The 17,108-nt window shown below is 73.3% G+C and carries 15 protein-coding genes; 9 read left to right on the forward strand and 6 right to left on the reverse strand.

What is annotated here, in order from left to right; genetic code table 11:
• Positions 1–2: 2 nt before the first annotated feature.
• From ACSU6L_RS17305 to ACSU6L_RS17315, 3 genes are all read right to left on the reverse strand, one after another.
• Positions 3–2,642 carry a protein kinase domain-containing protein gene (locus ACSU6L_RS17305; RefSeq protein WP_437057820.1) on the reverse strand — a complete coding sequence of 880 codons (2,640 nt, stop codon included), beginning with the start codon at positions 2,640–2,642 and terminating at the stop codon, positions 3–5.
• Between the two features lie 74 nt (positions 2,643–2,716).
• Positions 2,717–3,193, reverse strand: coding sequence for a MarR family winged helix-turn-helix transcriptional regulator (locus tag ACSU6L_RS17310; RefSeq protein ID WP_437057822.1), 477 nt, complete (start codon positions 3,191–3,193; stop codon positions 2,717–2,719).
• Positions 3,190–3,795 (reverse strand): type 1 glutamine amidotransferase family protein, encoded by a 606-nt coding sequence (locus tag ACSU6L_RS17315; RefSeq protein ID WP_437057824.1) that lies wholly within the window; start codon positions 3,793–3,795, stop codon positions 3,190–3,192. The genes ACSU6L_RS17310 and ACSU6L_RS17315 overlap by 4 nt, the downstream gene beginning before the upstream one ends.
• 164 nt (positions 3,796–3,959) lie before the next feature.
• Here ACSU6L_RS17315 and ACSU6L_RS17320 point away from each other — a divergent pair, with 164 nt between their 5' ends.
• The 3 genes from ACSU6L_RS17320 to ACSU6L_RS17330 all read left to right on the forward strand — a co-directional run bounded on the left by ACSU6L_RS17320 (position 3,960) and on the right by ACSU6L_RS17330 (position 6,887).
• Positions 3,960–5,318: an aspartate aminotransferase family protein gene (locus ACSU6L_RS17320; RefSeq protein ID WP_437057826.1), complete on the forward strand. Its 1,359-nt coding sequence runs from the start codon at positions 3,960–3,962 to the stop codon at positions 5,316–5,318.
• Positions 5,319–5,431: 113 nt separating this feature from the next.
• Positions 5,432–6,133, forward strand: coding sequence for a GntR family transcriptional regulator (locus tag ACSU6L_RS17325; RefSeq protein WP_437057828.1), 702 nt, complete (start codon positions 5,432–5,434; stop codon positions 6,131–6,133).
• A 103-nt stretch (positions 6,134–6,236) separates the two neighbouring features.
• The gene (locus ACSU6L_RS17330) at positions 6,237–6,887 is read left to right on the forward strand and encodes a hypothetical protein (protein WP_437057830.1); all 651 of its coding nucleotides are present in this window, start codon (positions 6,237–6,239) and stop codon (positions 6,885–6,887) included.
• A 1-nt stretch (position 6,888) separates the two neighbouring features.
• Here the strand turns inward: ACSU6L_RS17330 and ACSU6L_RS17335 are convergent, their stop codons facing one another.
• A complete protein-coding gene (locus tag ACSU6L_RS17335; RefSeq protein ID WP_437057832.1) occupies positions 6,889–8,871 on the reverse strand; it encodes a flavin monoamine oxidase family protein in 1,983 nt (660 codons plus the stop codon).
• A 247-nt stretch (positions 8,872–9,118) separates the two neighbouring features.
• On the opposite strand from ACSU6L_RS17335, the gene ACSU6L_RS17340 reads away from it, so the two are divergent.
• From ACSU6L_RS17340 to ACSU6L_RS17350, 3 genes are all read left to right on the forward strand, one after another.
• A complete protein-coding gene (locus ACSU6L_RS17340) occupies positions 9,119–9,685 on the forward strand; it encodes a GlcG/HbpS family heme-binding protein (RefSeq protein WP_437057834.1) in 567 nt (188 codons plus the stop codon).
• 105 nt (positions 9,686–9,790) lie between these two features.
• Positions 9,791–10,387, forward strand: a complete 597-nt coding sequence (locus ACSU6L_RS17345; RefSeq protein ID WP_437057836.1) for an ankyrin repeat domain-containing protein — start codon at positions 9,791–9,793, stop codon at positions 10,385–10,387.
• Positions 10,384–11,568 carry a hypothetical protein gene (locus ACSU6L_RS17350; RefSeq protein ID WP_437057838.1) on the forward strand — a complete coding sequence of 395 codons (1,185 nt, stop codon included), beginning with the start codon at positions 10,384–10,386 and terminating at the stop codon, positions 11,566–11,568. The genes ACSU6L_RS17345 and ACSU6L_RS17350 overlap by 4 nt, the downstream gene beginning before the upstream one ends.
• 36 nt (positions 11,569–11,604) lie before the next feature.
• Here the strand turns inward: ACSU6L_RS17350 and ACSU6L_RS17355 are convergent, their stop codons facing one another.
• Positions 11,605–12,888: an adenylosuccinate synthase gene (locus tag ACSU6L_RS17355; RefSeq protein WP_073943159.1), complete on the reverse strand. Its 1,284-nt coding sequence runs from the start codon at positions 12,886–12,888 to the stop codon at positions 11,605–11,607.
• A 186-nt stretch (positions 12,889–13,074) separates the two neighbouring features.
• On the opposite strand from ACSU6L_RS17355, the gene ACSU6L_RS17360 reads away from it, so the two are divergent.
• Positions 13,075–13,956: a diacylglycerol kinase gene (locus tag ACSU6L_RS17360; protein WP_365516922.1), complete on the forward strand. Its 882-nt coding sequence runs from the start codon at positions 13,075–13,077 to the stop codon at positions 13,954–13,956.
• Between the two features lie 46 nt (positions 13,957–14,002).
• Here the strand turns inward: ACSU6L_RS17360 and ACSU6L_RS17365 are convergent, their stop codons facing one another.
• The gene (locus ACSU6L_RS17365; protein WP_437057841.1) at positions 14,003–14,491 is read right to left on the reverse strand and encodes a GbsR/MarR family transcriptional regulator; all 489 of its coding nucleotides are present in this window, start codon (positions 14,489–14,491) and stop codon (positions 14,003–14,005) included.
• Between the two features lie 103 nt (positions 14,492–14,594).
• On the opposite strand from ACSU6L_RS17365, the gene ACSU6L_RS17370 reads away from it, so the two are divergent.
• Positions 14,595–15,500 carry an ABC transporter ATP-binding protein gene (locus tag ACSU6L_RS17370; RefSeq protein WP_437057843.1) on the forward strand — a complete coding sequence of 302 codons (906 nt, stop codon included), beginning with the start codon at positions 14,595–14,597 and terminating at the stop codon, positions 15,498–15,500.
• Entirely contained in the window at positions 15,497–17,104 is a 1,608-nt protein-coding gene (locus ACSU6L_RS17375) for an ABC transporter permease (protein WP_437057845.1), read from the forward strand. Before ACSU6L_RS17370 ends, ACSU6L_RS17375 begins: the two co-directional genes overlap by 4 nt.
• Positions 17,105–17,108: the final 4 nt, after the last annotated feature.

A 17,108-nucleotide genomic window follows, 5' to 3' on the forward strand; every position in this document is an offset into this window, starting at 1 on the left:
CTTCACTGCCGGGTGTACGTCAGCTTCTCCCCCGTGCTCGTGTTCACGCGCTGGAGGGCGTCCGCCGAGACGAGGGTGATCTCCGTGGCGCCTCCGGGCGTGCAGGACGTGGGCGGCTCGCCGACCGTCACCGTGGACGGGCCGATCCGCAGCGGCCCGTCCGGGCCGGGCTCCTCGCTCAGTTCCGCCTCGAAGACGCAGCGGTAGTCGGCGCCCTCGGCGGTGAGCGACAGGACCGTGTCGCCGGGCTCGCCCTGCTGGATGGTGAGGCGGCGGGTGTGCGTGCCGTCCGCGTTGTCGATGGTGGTCGCCCAGGTGCCCAGGTACTCCGTCGGTATCGCGCCGTCCTGCTCGGTGGAGGCGGACGGGGACGGCGTGACCGGGCCGGAGCTCGTCGGGCCCGGGGTGGTCGGGGCGGCGGAGGAGGACCGGCTCGGGGTGGGCGACGGGGACGCCTCGGGGTCGTCGTCCCCGTTCATCAGGGCGTACACCGAACCCCCCGCCCCCAGCGCGACGACCACCGCCACGGCTATGAGGAGCGCGGTGGCACGGCCGTTCCTGCGGGGTGGTTCCTGGGGCGGGGTGTACGGCGTGGGCGTGTACGACGGGGTGGAGCCGGGGCCGCCGCCGTACGGGGCGGGCGGCGCGGCTCGGTCGCCGTAGGGGTTGGGAGGCGGGGCCTGCCCGGCGTACGGCGGTGGCGGGTATGCCTGGCCGGGCACCTGGGGATAGCCGTACGACGGACCGGGCGGCAGCGCGTAGCCGCCGCCGTACGCCGGCTGCGCGGAACCGCCCGCCGGGCCGTGCCCCTGCGCGGGGAAGCCGTAGCCGTGCTGCGGGTGCCCCTGGGGCGCGCCGGGGACCGGCGGTGCGCCGTCGGCGGGGTGAGCGGGCGGCTGCGGGGCCGGTGTCGCCGGGTGGGCGGGTGGTGGGGTTCCCGGTGTGGGCTGGTGGGTCGGTGGTGGGGTTGCCGGTGTTGCCGGGTGGGCCGACGGCGGGGTTCCCGGCGATGCCGGGTGGCTCGGCGGGGGCGTGCCCGGGGGCACGGGCTGACCGGCTGTGACCGTCGGGAGGTTGTTCAGCGGCGCAGCCGGGCCCGGGCTGCCGGAGCCCGGCGCGACCGCACCCGGTCCGGCCTGACCGCCCGGGACACCGCGACGTCCTGGTTCGCCCGGACCACCCGAGGCGCCCGGACCACCCGAGGCGCCGGGACCGCCCGGACCGCCCGGAGCACCCGGAGCACCCGGAGCACCCAGGCCACCTGGCCCACCCGGAGCACCGGGAGCACCCTGAACACCCGAGACGCCAGGAGCGCCCGGCCCACCAAGAGCGCCGGGACCACCAGGAACACCCGGAGCACCCGGAGCACCCGGAGCACCCGAGACGCTGGGAGCGCCCGGCCCACCAGGAACACCGGGAACACCCGAGACGCCGGGAGCACCCTGACCACCGGGAGGAACACCAGGAGCACCAGGAACACCAGAGCCACCCGGAGCACCGGGACCACGTGGACCACCGGGACCCGTGGGACCACCCGAGCCAATCGAGCCATTCGAACCAGCGGTACCACCCTGGCCGCTCCGACCACCCGAGCCCCCAGAACCACCAGCCCCGTTCGCACCCGCCGGCGTACCCGCCTCATCCACCGTCGCCCCGTGCTCCGGGGACGCCGTCCGGGCCGGGGGCCCGGTCGGGCCCGGAGAGTTCGCCGGCGTCGGTCCCTCCGGGTTCTCCGTGTCCAGCAGGCGTACCGCGTGCCGGCCGAGTTGGGCCACCAGGGCGCTCGGCAGCCAGGGGTCGAGGGCGCGGCCGTCGGCGACGGTGTCGTCCGCGCCGGTCTGCCGCAGGACGTCGTCGAGGGTGGGGCGGGCGGCGGGGTCCTTGCGCAGGCAGGCGCGGACGAGGTCGGCGATGCCCTCCGGGACCCGCTCCAGGTCGGGTTCGTCCTGGGCGATGCGGAACATCAGGGCGTGCACCCCGCTGTCGGCGCCCCCGAAGGGAAGCGCGCCGGTGGCGGCGTAGGCGAGGACGGAACCCAGGCAGAAGACGTCGCAGGCGGTGGTGACGCGGTCCCCGCGCACCTGCTCGGGCGCCATGAAGCCGGGTGAGCCGATGACCGCGCCGGTGCTGGTCAGCCCTCCGTCGGTGACGGTCTCCAGGGCGCGCGCGATCCCGAAGTCGATGACGCGCGGCCCGTCGATGGTCAGCAGGACGTTGGACGGCTTGAGGTCGCGGTGGATGATCCCGGCGGCGTGGATGTCCTTGAGCGCGTGCGCGAGCCCGGCGGCGAGGATGCGCACCGTGCGTTCGGGCAGCGGCCCGTGGTCGTGGCCGACGACCTGCTGGAGGCTGGGTCCGGCGACGTACCCGGTGGCGACCCAGGGCACGGTGGCCTCGGTGTCGGCGTCGAGGACGGGCGCCGTCCAGTGGCCGCCTACCCGCCGCGCAGCCCGCACCTCGTGCCGGAACCGCGCCCGGAACTCCTCACGCGCGGCCAGTTCCTCGCGGACCAGTTTCACGGCGACGGTCCGGCCCCGGTCCGACCGGGCCAGGTAGACCTGTCCCATGCCACCGGCGCCGAGCCTCCCCAGCAGTCGGTACGCCCCGACCTGCTGCGGGTCCCCGGGCCCCAGTCTCTCCATCCCCACCGCCTCCCCCCAGGTGAGCAACAGGCCGAGAATAATGCGGCCCCCAGGGGAGTCGTGCGGGCCCCCGTCTACGGTTCCGTAACAGGAGGTCCCGGCCGAGCGGGCGGCCCCAGTTCGTCGAGCACCTTCGACAGGCGTTCCAGCGCCTCCACGGCGGCGGCGAGTTCTGCTTCCCCGAGCGCCTGCGCGAGCCGGTCGGCGTATTCCGCGTGCCCGGGGTCGATGCGGCCGACCGCGGCGCGGCCCTCCTCGGTCGGCGCGAGGAGCTTGGCGCGGCGGTGGGCCGGGTTGGGCCGGTACTCGGCGAGGCCGCGTTCGACCAGCAGGTCGGCGATGCGCTGGACGCTCTGCCGCGTGATGCCCATGGCGCGGGCGATGCCGGCCACCGGCAGCGGCTCGCGCAGCACCGCGCCCAGCACCTGCCACCAGGCCGCCGTCAGTCCGGCGGGCCGGGCCAGTTCCTCGGCGACCGCGAGGAACTGGCCGTTCAGCCGGAACACCCCGAGCGCGCTCCGGCTGAACAGGTCCTGACGGGCGCGGCTCACAGCGCGCCCGCCTTCTCCAGCACGGCGTAGGCCGTCGCGTCGGAGTCGTGGAACAGCCGGTACCAGGCGTCCAGCACCTCGCCCTCGTACACCCCGAGCAGCCGCAGGATCTCCCGGGCGAAGGCGACGGGCTCGGTGGGTCCGGCGGTGATCAGCGCGCCGTCGGTGACCGCGTCGGCGTCGACGTACTTGTCGCCGCCCCGGTAGCCGGTGGCGGCCAGATAGAAGGAGACGGCGCTGGTGTGGGCGCGGTCGTCGAGCAGGCCCTCGCGGGCGAGTCCGGCGGTGGCGCCGCAGATCGCGGCGACGGGGACGCCCGCGGCGAGGAATTCGCGTGCCTTGCGGGCGAAGGGGGCCAGGTCGTCGCAAGCGTCCCAGAGGTCCGCGCCCGGCAGGATCAGCAGCGAGCTGTCCTCGGGCCGTACGTCGTCCAGGGCGAGGTCGGGCTGGACGCGCAGGCCGCCGAGGGTGCGGACCGGGGCGGTGGTGGGGCCGACGGTGCGGATCTCGTGGCCGGCGCGGGCGAGATGGGCCGTGGCGTGACCGGGCTCCCAGTCGGCCAGGGTGTCGTAGACGGCGAGGTGGACGGGCTTGCGGCTCATGGTTCCTCCTCCAGCGGTTCCTCTTACGACAGTAGACTGTCATTTGGGCAGCATGCTGTCAATATGCGATGCCTCCGTCCGTCGACAACCTGTCGCGGAAAGCCCCTGACCACAGACAGGACGCCGATACCGCGTCCGCATCGCGGACATTTACGCTCGCCCGCATGACCCCTCATCCCGACCCCCAGGCCGGCGCCGCCGTGAAGGCGGCCGACCGCGCGCACGTCTTCCACTCCTGGTCCGCACAGGAGCTCATCGACCCGCTCGCCGTCGCCGGCGCCGAGGGATCGTACTTCTGGGACTACGACGGCAAGCGCTACCTCGACTTCACCAGCGGCCTCGTCTACACCAACATCGGCTACCAGCACCCCAAGGTCGTCGCCGCGATCCAGGAGCAGGCCGCGAAGATGACCACCTTCGCGCCCGCGTTCGCCGTCGAGGCCCGGTCGGAGGCGGCCCGGCTGATCGCCGAGCGCACCCCGGGCGACCTGGACAAGATCTTCTTCACCAACGGCGGCGCCGACGCCGTCGAGCACGCGCTGCGGATGGCCCGGCTGCACACGGGCCGCCCCAAGGTGCTCTCGGCGTACCGCTCGTACCACGGCGGCACCCAGCAGGCGATCAACGTCACCGGCGACCCGCGCCGCTGGGCCAACGACAGCGGCACCGCCGGAGTCGTGCACTTCTGGGCGCCCTTCCTCTACCGCTCCCGCTTCTACGCCGAGACCGAGGAGCAGGAGTGCGCGCGGGCGCTGGAGCACCTGGAGACGACGATCGCCTTCGAGGGGCCGCAGACCGTCGCCGCGATCATCCTGGAGACCATCCCCGGCACGGCCGGGATCATGGTGCCGCCCGCCGGTTACCTCGCCGGCGTGCGGGAGATCTGCGACAAGTACGGGATCGTCTTCATCCTCGACGAGGTGATGGCGGGCTTCGGGCGGACCGGCGAGTGGTTCGCGGCCGGCCTGTTCGACGTCACGCCGGACCTGATGACCTTCGCCAAGGGCGTGAACAGCGGCTATGTGCCGCTGGGCGGTGTGGCGATCTCCGGCGCGATCGCCGAGACCTTCGCCAAGCGGCCCTACCCGGGCGGCCTGACCTACTCCGGGCACCCCCTCGCCTGCGCCGCCGCCGTCGCGACGATCAACGTCATGGCCGAGGAGGGCGTCGTCGAACACGCGGCGCGGCTCGGCGCGGAGGTCGTGGAGCCGGGGCTGCGCGAGCTGGCGGAGCGGCACCCGAGCGTCGGCGAGGTGCGCGGTGTCGGCATGTTCTGGGCACTGGACCTGGTGAAGAACCGGGAGACCCGGGAACCGCTGGTGCCGTACAACGCGGCCGGTGAGGCGAACGCCCCGATGGCCGCGTTCGCCGCCGCCGCGAAGGCGCACGGCGTGTGGCCGTTCGTCAACATGAACCGCACCCACGTGGTGCCGCCGTGCAACGTCTCCGAGGCCGAGCTGAAGGAGGGCCTGGCGGCGCTGGACGCGGCGCTCACCGTGGCGGACGAGCACGTGACGGCGTAACCGCGTACGCGTCGGCGCAGTCGGTTACCCCCGGTGGGGGGACCGCGTAAGGTGACGTGCTCACAGGCACATCTGTGCACACCACTCGAACGCGACAAGGGAGTCCCCCCACCATGCCCGGCATCAGCGGCAACAGCGCTGTGACCCGAAGCACCCTGCGGCAGCAGATCGCGGACGCGCTGCGGGACGAGGTGCTGGCCGGACGGCTCCAGCCCGGGCAGGAATTCACCGTCAAGGAGATCGCCGACCAGTACGGCGTCTCCGCGACCCCGGTCCGCGAGGCGCTGGTCGACCTGTCCGCGCAGGGCCTGCTGGAGGCCGACCAGCATCGCGGCTTCCACGTCCGCGAGTACTCCCTCGACGACTACAGGGGCCTGGTCGAGGCCCGCAGCCTGGTCACCGACGGCATGTTCCAGGCCCTCGGCGAGGGCCACCGCGGCTTCCGCGACCCCGGCGACCCCCGCACGTCCGCCGCGCTCACCGGTGTGCGCCGGCGCGGCGAGGAGGCCCAGCGCGCCGCCACCGCCGGCGACCTCACCGTGCTCATCGGCTACGACCTGCGCTTCTGGCGCGAGCTGAGCGGCCTGTTCGGCAACCCGTACCTCTCCGACTTCCTGCACCGGCTGCGGGTTCAGTCCTGGGTGTGCGCGGTGCAGCACCTGCGCCGGCTGACCGACCTGCGCGGGCGGCTGTGGGCCGGACACACCGAACTGGTGGACGCCCTGGTGCGGCGCGACACCGACGCCGCGCGGTCGATCATCGCCGCGTACAACGCGCACTCCGTCGCGCTGATCGAGCGGCTCGCGGGCAGCTGACGGCCCTTGTGGGTATGGGACCGGTACGGGAGGGGACCCGTGCGGCCCTCACCCATTACGCTTCCCTGACCACTGTGCGTGCGTAGTATCCGAGGAGCCTCTTTTGGCCTGTGACCTGTGGCTGGTCCCGCTCGTCGACGTGTTGTGCCACACGCCGGACAACCCCTTCGCCGAGGAACTCGCGCAATACGACAAGGCTCTCGCCGAGGCCGGGCTGCCGCCGGTGCCGGTGTACCAGTACATGCCGGGCCTGTCCGGTGAGGTCGCCCCCGTCGCCGGATTCGACTACGACGCCCTGCACTTCCTGCGCCGCGCCTACCTGTTGCAGGTCTGCGGCCTGCCGGTGACCCCGGTCGACGAACTGGGCGGCGACTACGAACAGCTCCTGGAGATGTTCGAGACCACCGCCCAGCAGTCGCACCTGGTCTGGCACTACGACCACGCGGGCGCGTACGTCCCGGTCGACTTCCCGCACCCGCTCTCCAACGAGGAACTCCTCGCCGGCGGCGGCCCCTTGGGCTCCTCCCACTCCCTGCTGCGGGAGCTGGAGTCCGTCGCCCCGGCCATCGGCATCGACCCCGCCAACCCGCCGGCGGCCCCCCAACCCCCGCTCGGACCGACGGAGTTGGAGGAGCCCGCCGTACCGGCCCCGTACGACCCCAGCCCGTTCGCCCGGGAACGGCACGTCTGGCTGGGGCTGCACGCGGCGGCGACGCGGAGTCTGGCGCAGGGATCGATGATCGTCTTCAGCTGAGTCAGGCGCCGGCCGACGCCCGGTGCGCCTCCAGCGCGGCCCGCACCCCCGATTCGAGCGCGCCCTCGATCCAGGACGGCTTGACGGAGGTGTGATCGCCCGCGAAGTGCAGCGGGCCCTCGGCGGCCCGGATGGCCTGGAGCAGTTCCGTGTGCTGGCCGGGCAGCAGCACCGAGGCCTCCCCGTAGGCGTACGGGTCGCGCAGCCAGCTCTGGGTGCGGCCGGCACCGGTGTAGAAGACCTCCACCCGCTGGCCGTACACCTGCTGCAGTCCGCGCAGGGCGTGCGGATAGCGGGCGTCGTCGTCGAAGGAGTCCCAGCGGGAGGCGTCGTCGGCCCAGCTGTAGGAGGCGAGGACGACACCGCCGTCGCTGCCGGGGACCGGGTGGGAGGGATGGATCAGGAACCGGTTGGAGTTGTCGGCGACCGATCCCCCGCCGACGACCCGCGCGGCCTCCGGCTGCTCCCGGGTGTCCCAGCGGTTGGCGGCGTAGTGCGCGCGCTGGGCCTTGCTGATGTGGCCCTCGGGAACGGACGGGTGCGCGCCGAGCAGACTGCCGTCGTCGGGCGCCTTCCCGGACCGGTACTGCTCGTACAGCCCGGGCCGCACCGCGTCCAGCTCCGTCTTCCACTCCTCCTCGCCGAACTCCCACCAGCGGCGGCTGAACTCGAGCAGCACCTTCGTCGCGCTGTCGTAGTGCAGTTCGGCGACCGCACGGCGTTTGCCGTACGACATCAGCGGGCTGATCTGCACCTGGCGCAGACCGGAGAACGGCACGGTGACGATCGCGAGGTCGCCGGTGAACCGCTCGCGTTCCACCTTGCCGTCGCGGCCCTCGGACACGGTGTCGACCGCCACCCGGGGCCCGCCCTCGTCCCGGTACTCGATCCGGGTGGCGCGCCGGTCGAGCCGCAGCACGTCGTCCACCCGCTCCAGCAGCGCGTCCGGCAGCACGGCGGTGCCGCCGACCAGCTCCCAGAACTCGGTGTCCGGGCTGATCAGCGACTGGCTGATGAAGCTGTGCACGAAGGACAGCGGCAGCCGGGACGTCAGGTTCTCCAGGGTGCCGACGAGATCGATGGTGCGCTCGTCGAACCCGGCCTCCTCGGTCAGGAAGCGGAACATCGACCAGTCGCCGTACTTCTGGATCACCCGGGCCCAGCCCCGCACCCGCTCCGGCATCGGCTTGTCGACCCGCTTGCCGTCCGCGCCCACCGTGCTGAACTCGTCCCGTACCGGGTCCAGGGCGCGCCGCAGGATCGTCGACGAGGGCGTGTCCCACAGCTCGCGCGGCACCCCGAACGAGCGGTTGATCCGCCGCGGCGCCCGCGCGTACGCGGACCGGCGCATCCGCACGCCGTTGACGTAGAGCCAGCTGTTGTTGACGGGCTTGCCCTCGCCGTCCACGTCGACGAGGTGGAACCGGCGCCGCTTCACCCCGAGCTGGTCGATGAGCTGCATCACCAGGGGATGGCTGCCGGGGATGCGCATCGCACCGGCCTCCGCGTACTGCAGGGGGTCGGCGAACGGCTGGGCCGCGTTCTCGTGCCCACCGGTGCGGAAGGTCTTGATCCGGCCGCCGACCCGGTTGCCGTTGGCCTCGATCAGGGTGACCCGGTGCCCGGCCCGCTTCAGCAGCCAGGCGGCGACGAGCCCGGCGGGCCCGGCGCCGATCACCAGGATCTCCTTCGTCCCGCCGCGGCCCTTCGGCAGTCCGGATTCGAGGACGCGCCTGTACGTCGGCACCAGCGACCGGTCGTCCTCGTCGACCAGCAGTAACGCGCGGGCCACGGCGAGGCAGGTGTCCCAGTCGGCGGTGGAGCGCGGGGCCGCGGGGGCCGCCGTGGGCGCACCGGGCGCGACGGCGGGAGCCGCCGCGGCGGTCTGGGCGGTCAGACCGAGCAGTGCGGGGGTGGTGACGGCGGCGGCGGTCGTGAAGCGGCGGCGGGAGAAGGACGTACGGTCGTCCTGGAGATCATCCATGGACTCTGGATACGGGGCGCCACCCGCCCCGCGAGGCGCACCGGCCCCTCCCTCACCTGATCGTGCAAGCGCACCGGCGCGCGGGGCCGCAGGCCCGCGCCCCCGGGCGCCGGGCGGACGCCCCTACCCCGCCTCGGAGCCCGCCGGGGTCAACCGTTCGGCTGACACCCGCGTCACCCGTTCCGGCCGCCGGAGGCAGCCGGAACACCGACGGGCCGGGCCCGTTCGCGGCACCAGCATGGAGGACATGCAGCAGCACAAGAAGATCTCGAAGCGCGCCCGTGTCATCACCGGCGGCACCCTCGTCGCCGCCGTCGCCCTCGGCACCTTCGGCGCCGTCGCCGCCAACGCCGACTCCCCGGCCCAGGGCGCCCCGGCCGCCGTGCGGGCCGACGTGAAGAACCCCGGCCTCGTCCAGTCCACCCACCTCACCGTCGCCGCCGCGACCGAGGCCGCGCAGGCCACGCTGGACGCCGCCGAGAAGGACGGCCAGCGCGTCTCCGTCGCCGTCGTCGACCGCAACGGCAACACCATCGTCACCCTGCGCGGCGACGGCGCCGGCCCGCAGTCCTACGAGTCCGCCGAGCGCAAGGCCTTCACCGCCGTCTCCTGGAACGCCCCCACCTCCGAGCTGGTGAAGCGCCTGGAGCAGGCCCCCAACCTGAAGGACATTCCCGGCACCCTGTTCCTCGGCGGCGGCGCCCCGGTCACCGCCAAGGGCGCGCCGATCGCGGGCATCGGTGTCGCGGGCGCCCCCTCCGGCGACCTGGACGAGAAGTACGCGCGGGCCGGCGTGGCGGCGCTGACCCGCTGACGTGACACCTTGAGGACCACGTCCCTCCGGACCCCGGCGGCGCACGCGACCCCCCGTGGCGTGCGCCGCCGGCTGTTCTCCCCGATCCGCCCCGGGAGCACCCCCATGACCTCCGCCGACCGTGCCCTGCTGACCGCCGCCGAGGCGGGCGACACCGCCGCCGTCCGCGCCGCCCTCGCCGCCGGCGCCGCCCCGGAGGCCCGCGACGCCCACCGCCGCACGCCCCTGCTGCTGGCCGCCCTCGGCGACCATGTGGCCACCGCCGAGGTGCTGGTCGCCGCGGGCGCCGACGTGAACGCCGCCGACGACCGGGCGGACAGCCCGTGGCTGGTCACCGGTGTCACCGGCAGCGTCCCGATGATGCGCACCCTGCTCCCGGCGGGCCCGGACCTGAAGCAGGGCAACCGGTTCGGCGGCGTCTCCCTCATCCCCGCCGCCGAACGCGGCCACGTCGCCTACGTCCGTGCGGTGCTGCGCGAGACCGACATCGACGTCGATCACGTCAACCGCCTTGGCTGGACCGCGCTGCTGGAGGCGGTGATCCTCGGCCACGGGGGCCGCGCCCACCAGGAGATCGTGGAACTCCTGATCACCGCCGGGGCCACACCCGGCCTGCCCGACGGCGACGGCGTCACCGCCCTGGAGCACGCCGAACGGCGCGGGTTCACCGAGATCGCCGGACTGCTGAAGGCCGTACGGTGAGGCGGGCGGGCCTGGCCGTGGGCGCGGCCGTGGCGGCGGCCGTGTCGCTGTGCGCGGGCTGCACCGGGGGCGCCGGGGGTGCCGGGGGCATCGGGGACAGCGGGGCCCGCCCGGCGGCGTCCGCCTCCCCCACGCCGATCGCTTCCCCGACCGCTTCCCCGGCTAGTTCCCCCACGTCCTCCGGGCCGCTCCCCGACGGCACCCTCCTCGTCGCCGACTTCGGCTCCGACACCGTGACCTTCGTCGACCCCGAGAAGGGTCCGCTGGACTCCGTACGGGTCGGCACCGCCCCCTACGGGCTGGTGGTGGACGGGCGGGGCCGGGCCTGGGTCGCCACGGCCGAGGGCGTCGCCGTCGTCGACACCCGCACCCGTACCCGCCTCGGTCTCGTCCCCTACCGGACGAGGAACCTGGGTCCCGTCACGGACGGCGAGTACCGGGGCGGCGGCATGGGCATCGCGCTCGCCCCCGACGAACGACACGTGTACGTGGGCGTGAACGTCCCGTCCGGCGACGGCACGCTGGAGACCATCGACACCGCCACCCGCGAGGTCACGGACACCGCGCCGGTCGGCCGCCGCCCCTTCGACGTGGACGTCTCCCCCGACGGCCGCGAGGTGTACGCCACCGGCCACGACTCCTTCGACGTCACCGCCGTCCCCACCGACGGCGACGGCGCCCCCCGCCGCATGGAGGTCGCCCCCTACGGCACCGAGGGCGGCCTCGGCTCCTGGCTGAAGCCGCACTACGCGGTCGTACGGCCCTCCGACGGCCGTCTGCTGCTGCCGTTCGAGGGCGAGCGGCTGGTCGTCCTCGACCCGGCCACCGGGCGCTCGACGATCCAGGACATGACCGCGAACACCCACCAGCACGGCGCCGCGATCACCCCCGACGGCACCCTCCTCGTCGTCGGCACCGGCCCGATCGACCCGTCGTCGGACGACGGCCCGTCCCTGACCGTGCGCGCCCCGGACGGCGAGGAGACCGTCGTCCCCCTCGACGGCCCCCACGAGGACGTCACGGTCTCGGCGGACGGCCGCACCGCCTACGTCACCGGCGGCTTCACCCGCGGCGGCTACTGGGACGGCATCACCGTCGTCGACCTGGGGAACGGCCCCAGGACATGGAAAACCCGCCGGCTCGCGGCGGGTGAGAGGCCGCTGGGCATCGCCGTGCTGTGACGCACGACGATGCCCGGCGGCCGATGCTCGGCGGGATCAGATGAACGAGTTGATCTCGATCGTCTCGTCCCGGCCGGGGCCCACGCCGATCGCGGAGATCGGGGCGCCGGACATCTCCTCCAGCGCCTTGACGTAGTTCTGGGCGTTCTTCGGCAGGTCGGAGAACGACTTGGCCTTGGTGATGTCCTCGGACCAGCCCGGCAGCGTCTCGTAGACCGGCTTCGCGTGGTGGAAGTCCGACTGCGAGTACGGCAGCTCCTCGACGCGCTTGCCGTCGATCTCGTAGGCGACGCAGACCGGGATCTGCTCCCAGCCGGTGAGCACGTCCAGCTTGGTGAGGAAGAAGTCGGTCAGGCCGTTGACCCGGGTCGCGTAGCGGGCGATCACCGCGTCGAACCAGCCGCAGCGGCGGTCACGGCCGGTGGTCACGCCCCGCTCGCCGCCGATCCGGCGCAGCGCCTCGCCGTCCTCGTCGAACAGCTCGGTCGGGAACGGGCCCGCGCCGACCCGGGTCGTGTACGCCTTGAGGATGCCGATGACCCGGCTGATCCGGGTCGGGCCCACGCCGGCGCCGGTGCAGGCGCCGCCAGCGGTCGGGTTCGACGAGGTCACGAACGGGTACGTGCCGTGGTCGATGTCCAGGAGGGTGCCCTGGCCGCCCTCGAACAGGACGACCTTGTCGTCGTCCAGCGCCTTGTTCAGGATCAGCACCGTGTCGGCGACGTACGGCTTGATCTGCTCGGCGTAGCCCAGCAGCTCCTCGACGACCTGGTCCACGGCGATGGCGCGGCGGTTGTAGAGCTTGGTCAGCAGCTGGTTCTTGACGTCGAGCGCCGCCTCGACCTTCTGCTGGAGGATCGACTCGTCGTACAGGTCCTGGACCCGGATGCCCACGCGGTTGATCTTGTCCGCGTAGGTCGGGCCGATGCCGCGGCCGGTGGTGCCGATCTTGCGCTTTCCGAGGAAGCGTTCCGTCACCTTGTCGACGGTGACGTTGTACGGCGTGATGATGTGCGCGTTGCCGCTGATCAGGAGCTTGGACGTGTCAACGCCTCGCTCGTTCAGCCCGCTCAGCTCGGAGAGCAGGACCGACGGGTCGACGACGACGCCGTTGCCGATGACCGGCGTGCAGCCGGGGGACAGGATTCCGGAAGGGAGCAGGTGGAGGGCGTACTTCTGGTCACCCACGACTACCGTGTGGCCGGCGTTGTTGCCGCCCTGGTAGCGCACCACATAGTCGACGGATCCGCCCAGCAGGTCCGTCGCCTTTCCCTTGCCTTCGTCACCCCACTGAGCACCGAGCAGCACAAGTGCGGGCACGCGCGTACACCCCTTCCGGGCGGGGCATGTCCAGGGTCAGGGGTGTACACCACGCGTGTGCGGGTGGTACACCGGCGACCTTCGTTGGCCGCAACCCGTCGGACCGGATGCCCCGGAATAGACGAAGCCCCTGGCGCAATAGCGCAAGGGGCTCTTGCACAAAGATGCTACCCGAGGAAGCGAGGCATGACCGAGGTGGCGACTTCCGCGACGTCCGAGCAACTGTTGGTGATCATCGATCCGGTCGCCAGGCGAGTGGACTCGGAGTCGGCGCGGATCGCGAAAGACGTGCTCAGCGCCGGTGCAGCCACCAAGGTGTGCCTGCCGGACGGCCCCGAGGAATTCGCCCGGATGCTCGCCCGGCGCGGTTCCCGCCGACCGGTCGTGGTCGGTGACGACCACGCGCTGGTCCGGGCCGTGTCCCTTTTGCACCGGCAGCGGGAGCTGGCCGGATGTGTGCTGTCCGTGGTGCCCGTCGGGGCCGGTTCCGGGGTGCTGTCGCTGGCCCGGTCCCTCGGGGTGCCGACGAGCGCCGTGGCGGCCGCACGGGCCGTCCTGGAGGGCTCCGAGCGGCGGCTGGACCTGCTCGTCGACGACAGTGACGGCGTGGTGGTCGGCACGGTGGGCATTCCGCCGCTGCCCGCCGGGCCGGAGCCGCCGGCGGGGGCCACTGCGGTGGGGCGGCCGTGGCTGCGGACCTGCCAGTCGCTGGTCCGGACGCTGGTGCCGACGCGTACGACGCGGGTGACCGCCGCCTCCGTGCCGAGCGCCGCCTCGGGGCCCGCCCGGCTGCGGGTGGAGGTCGACGGGGAGACGCTGGTGGATCTCGGCCAGCCGGTGGAGGCGGTGACGGTGACGCCCGGCGGCTCCGGCGCGGTCACCGTGGAGGTGCGGCCCCTGTCGGTCGGCGCCGCCGCCACGCCGCTGCGGGCGGACGGGCACCGGGTGACCGTGTCCGGGGCGGACTTCCGCTACCGGGCGGACGCGCTGGTGTCGGGGCCGGTGCGGCGGCGGACGTGGACGGTCCGGGAGGGCGGACTGGCGCTGACCCTGCCCAAGCCGTCGTAGGCGTGGGTAGCCGTCGTGGCCGTCGCCGGGCATTCGGTTCGTGCGTTCAGTCCGTGCCGAAGAGCTTCCGGCGGTGGGCGCGCCAGCGCTCCATCATGCCCTCGACGTCCTTCTCGACGAACTCGAAGAAGGCGAGCGTCTCGGTGAGCCTGCGTCCGGCCGGAGTGTCCGCGCCGAGGCTGGAGACGCCGTCGCGGAGGGCGTCCTCCCACCGTTTGATGATCGCCTCGCGGTTGGTGAGCGCCTCGTACCACTGGTCGCTGTGCACCCGGTACCGCTCCCGGCGCGAGCCCGGTTCGCGCTCCCGTGACAGCAGGTGCACCTGGGAGAGGTAGCGCACCGCCCCGGAGACCGCGGCGGGTGAGATCTTCAGCTGCTCGCCGAGTTCGGCGGAGGTGAGGGCGCCGGAGTCGGAGGCGAGCAGGGCCGCGAAGACCCGGGCCGGCATGCGCGGCATGCCGGCCTCGACGAGCTGCGCCGCGAAGTTCTCCACGAACCGCGAGACGGTCTCCGGATCGCGTTCCGCTTCCGCCATGCCCCGATCATCTCCCCAGGTCGAGCCGCCGCCCGCGAGTCTACTTGTGGTTTATACGATTCCTTAACTTCACAAATTTCTGAAAGAAGCGTACGTTCCAAGCATGACCAAGGCCATCACCGTCTCCGGACTGCACAAGTCCTTCGGCCGGACCCACGCCCTCGACGGCCTCGACCTCTCGGTGGAGTCCGGCGAGGTGCACGGCTTCCTCGGCCCCAACGGAGCCGGCAAGTCCACCACCATCCGCGTCCTGCTCGGCCTGCTGCGCGCCGACTCGGGCGCCGCCCAGGTGCTCGGCGGCGACCCGTGGAAGGACGCGGTCGAACTGCACCGCCGCATCGCCTACGTCCCCGGCGACGTCACCCTCTGGCGCAACCTCTCCGGCGGCGAGGTCATCGACCTCTACGGCCGGCTGCGCGGAGGCCTCGACCCCCGGCGGCGCGCGGAGCTGATCGAGCGGTTCGAACTGGACCCGACCAAGAAGGGGCGGACCTACTCCAAGGGCAACCGGCAGAAGGTCGCCCTCGTCGCCGCCTTCGCCTCCGACGTCGACCTGCTGATCCTCGACGAGCCGACCTCGGGCCTCGACCCGCTGATGGAGGAGGTCTTCCAGCGCTGTGTGACCGAGGAGCGGGAGCGCGGGCGGACGATCCTGCTGTCCTCCCACATCCTCAGCGAGGTCGAGGAGCTGTGCGACCGGGTCAGCATCATCCGCAAGGGGCGGACCGTGGAGAGCGGCTCGCTCGCCGAGCTGCGGCATCTGACCCGCACCAGCGTCACCGCCGAGCTGGCCGGCCCCCCGAACGGCCTGTCCCGGCTGCCCGGTGTGCACGACCTGGACGTCCAGGGGCGGCGCGTCCGCCTCCAGGTCGACACCGACAAACTCGACGCCGTCCTGAGGCAGCTGAGCGAGTCCGGCGTGCAATCGCTGACCTCCACGCCGCCCACCCTGGAGGAGCTGTTCCTGCGGCACTACCAGGACGACCTCGCCGGGGAGGCGGCCCGATGACCGCCACCGCCTTCGCCGTACGGTCCGGCGGCGCGCGCCCGCTGGCCGGCACCGGCACCCTGCTGCGCTTCGCGCTGCGCCGCGACCGGGCGACCATCCCGCTCTGGGTCGGCGTCAACGCCCTGATGGTGCTGTCCATGCCGAACACCATCAGAAGCCTGTACGGCACCGCGGCCGAACGCGCCGACCTCGTCCGCCAGATGGAGACCAACACCTCCCTGCGCGCGATGGTCGGCCCCGTCCTCGACGACTCCTACGGCGCCCTGACGGTCTGGCGCGTCGGCGTGTACGCGGGCGCGCTCGCCGCCGTGATGAGCCTCCTCCTCGTCGTCCGGCACACCCGCGACGAAGAGGAGAGCGGCCGCCAGGAGCTGATCGCCTCGGCGATGGTCGGCCGCCGCGCCCCACTGACCGCGGCCCTGCTCACCGCCGCCGTCGCCAACGCCCTCCTCGGCGCGCTGATCGCCGCCGGGCTGGCCGGGCAGGGCGGCACCGGGGCGCTGGCCTTCGGGCTCGGCGTCGCCGGGCTCGGCATGGTGTTCGCGACGCTGGCCGCGACCGTCGCCCAGCTCACCGAGAGCGCCCGGCTGGCCCGCGGCCTGACGGCGGCCGTGCTGGGCACCGCGTTCGTCCTGCGCGCGGCCGGCGACTCGGCGACCGACGACGGCTCCTCCGTACTGACCTGGCTGTCCCCCATCGGCTGGCTGGAGAACCTCCGCCCCTACGCCGGAGAACGCTGGTGGGTGCTGCTGCTCCTCGCGGGCGCCGCGCTCCTCCAGGGCGTGGCCGCCTACGAACTCGCCGGACGCCGGGACATCGGCATGAGCTTCCTGCCGGCCCGGCCGGGACCGGCCACCGGGCGGCTCGGCAGCGCGGGCGCGCTGGCCTGGCGGCTGCAACGGGGCGGCGTGCTCGGCTGGAGCACCGGCTTCCTGCTCGCCGGGACGGTGTACGGCGGGATGACGGAGGGCGCGGCCGACCTGGTCGGCGAGAACGACAACGCCCGGCGGATCATCGAGCGGATGGGCGGACAGGCCGGGCTGACCGACGCGTTCCTCTCGGCGATGATCGGGATGCTCGGGCTGGTCGCGGCCCTGCACATCGTCGCGTCGGTGCTGCGGCTGCACGGCGAGGAGACCTCCGGCCGGGCCGAACCGGTACTGGCGAACGCCGTGGGACGGCTGCGCTGGGCCGCCGGCCATCTGGTGGTGGCGTTCGGCGGCACGGTCCTGATCATGCTGCTGGCCGGACTCGGCTTCGCCGTCGGCTACGGCAAGGAGGTTGGGCCCGTCCTCGGGGCCTGCCTGGCGCAGGTGCCCGCGGTGTGGGTGATCGGCGGCGTCGCGGTACTGCTCCACGGGCTGCTGCCGCGAGCCGCGACGGCGGCCTGGGCGGTCGCCGGGGCCGTCCTGCTGATCGGCTGGATCGGCCCCGCCCTGGACGTACCGCGGGCCGTCCTGGACCTCTCCCCCTTCGGGCATCTGCCGAAGCTGCCGGGCGGGGCGATGGAGTGGACGCCGGTGCTGATCCTCACCGCCCTGGCGGCGGCCCTGGTGACGGCGGGGCTGGCGGGCCTGCGACGGCGGGACCTGCTCACCGGCTGATCAC

Source organism: Streptomyces sp. enrichment culture, assembly GCF_964272855.1.
Classification (GTDB): domain Bacteria; phylum Actinomycetota; class Actinomycetes; order Streptomycetales; family Streptomycetaceae; genus Streptomyces.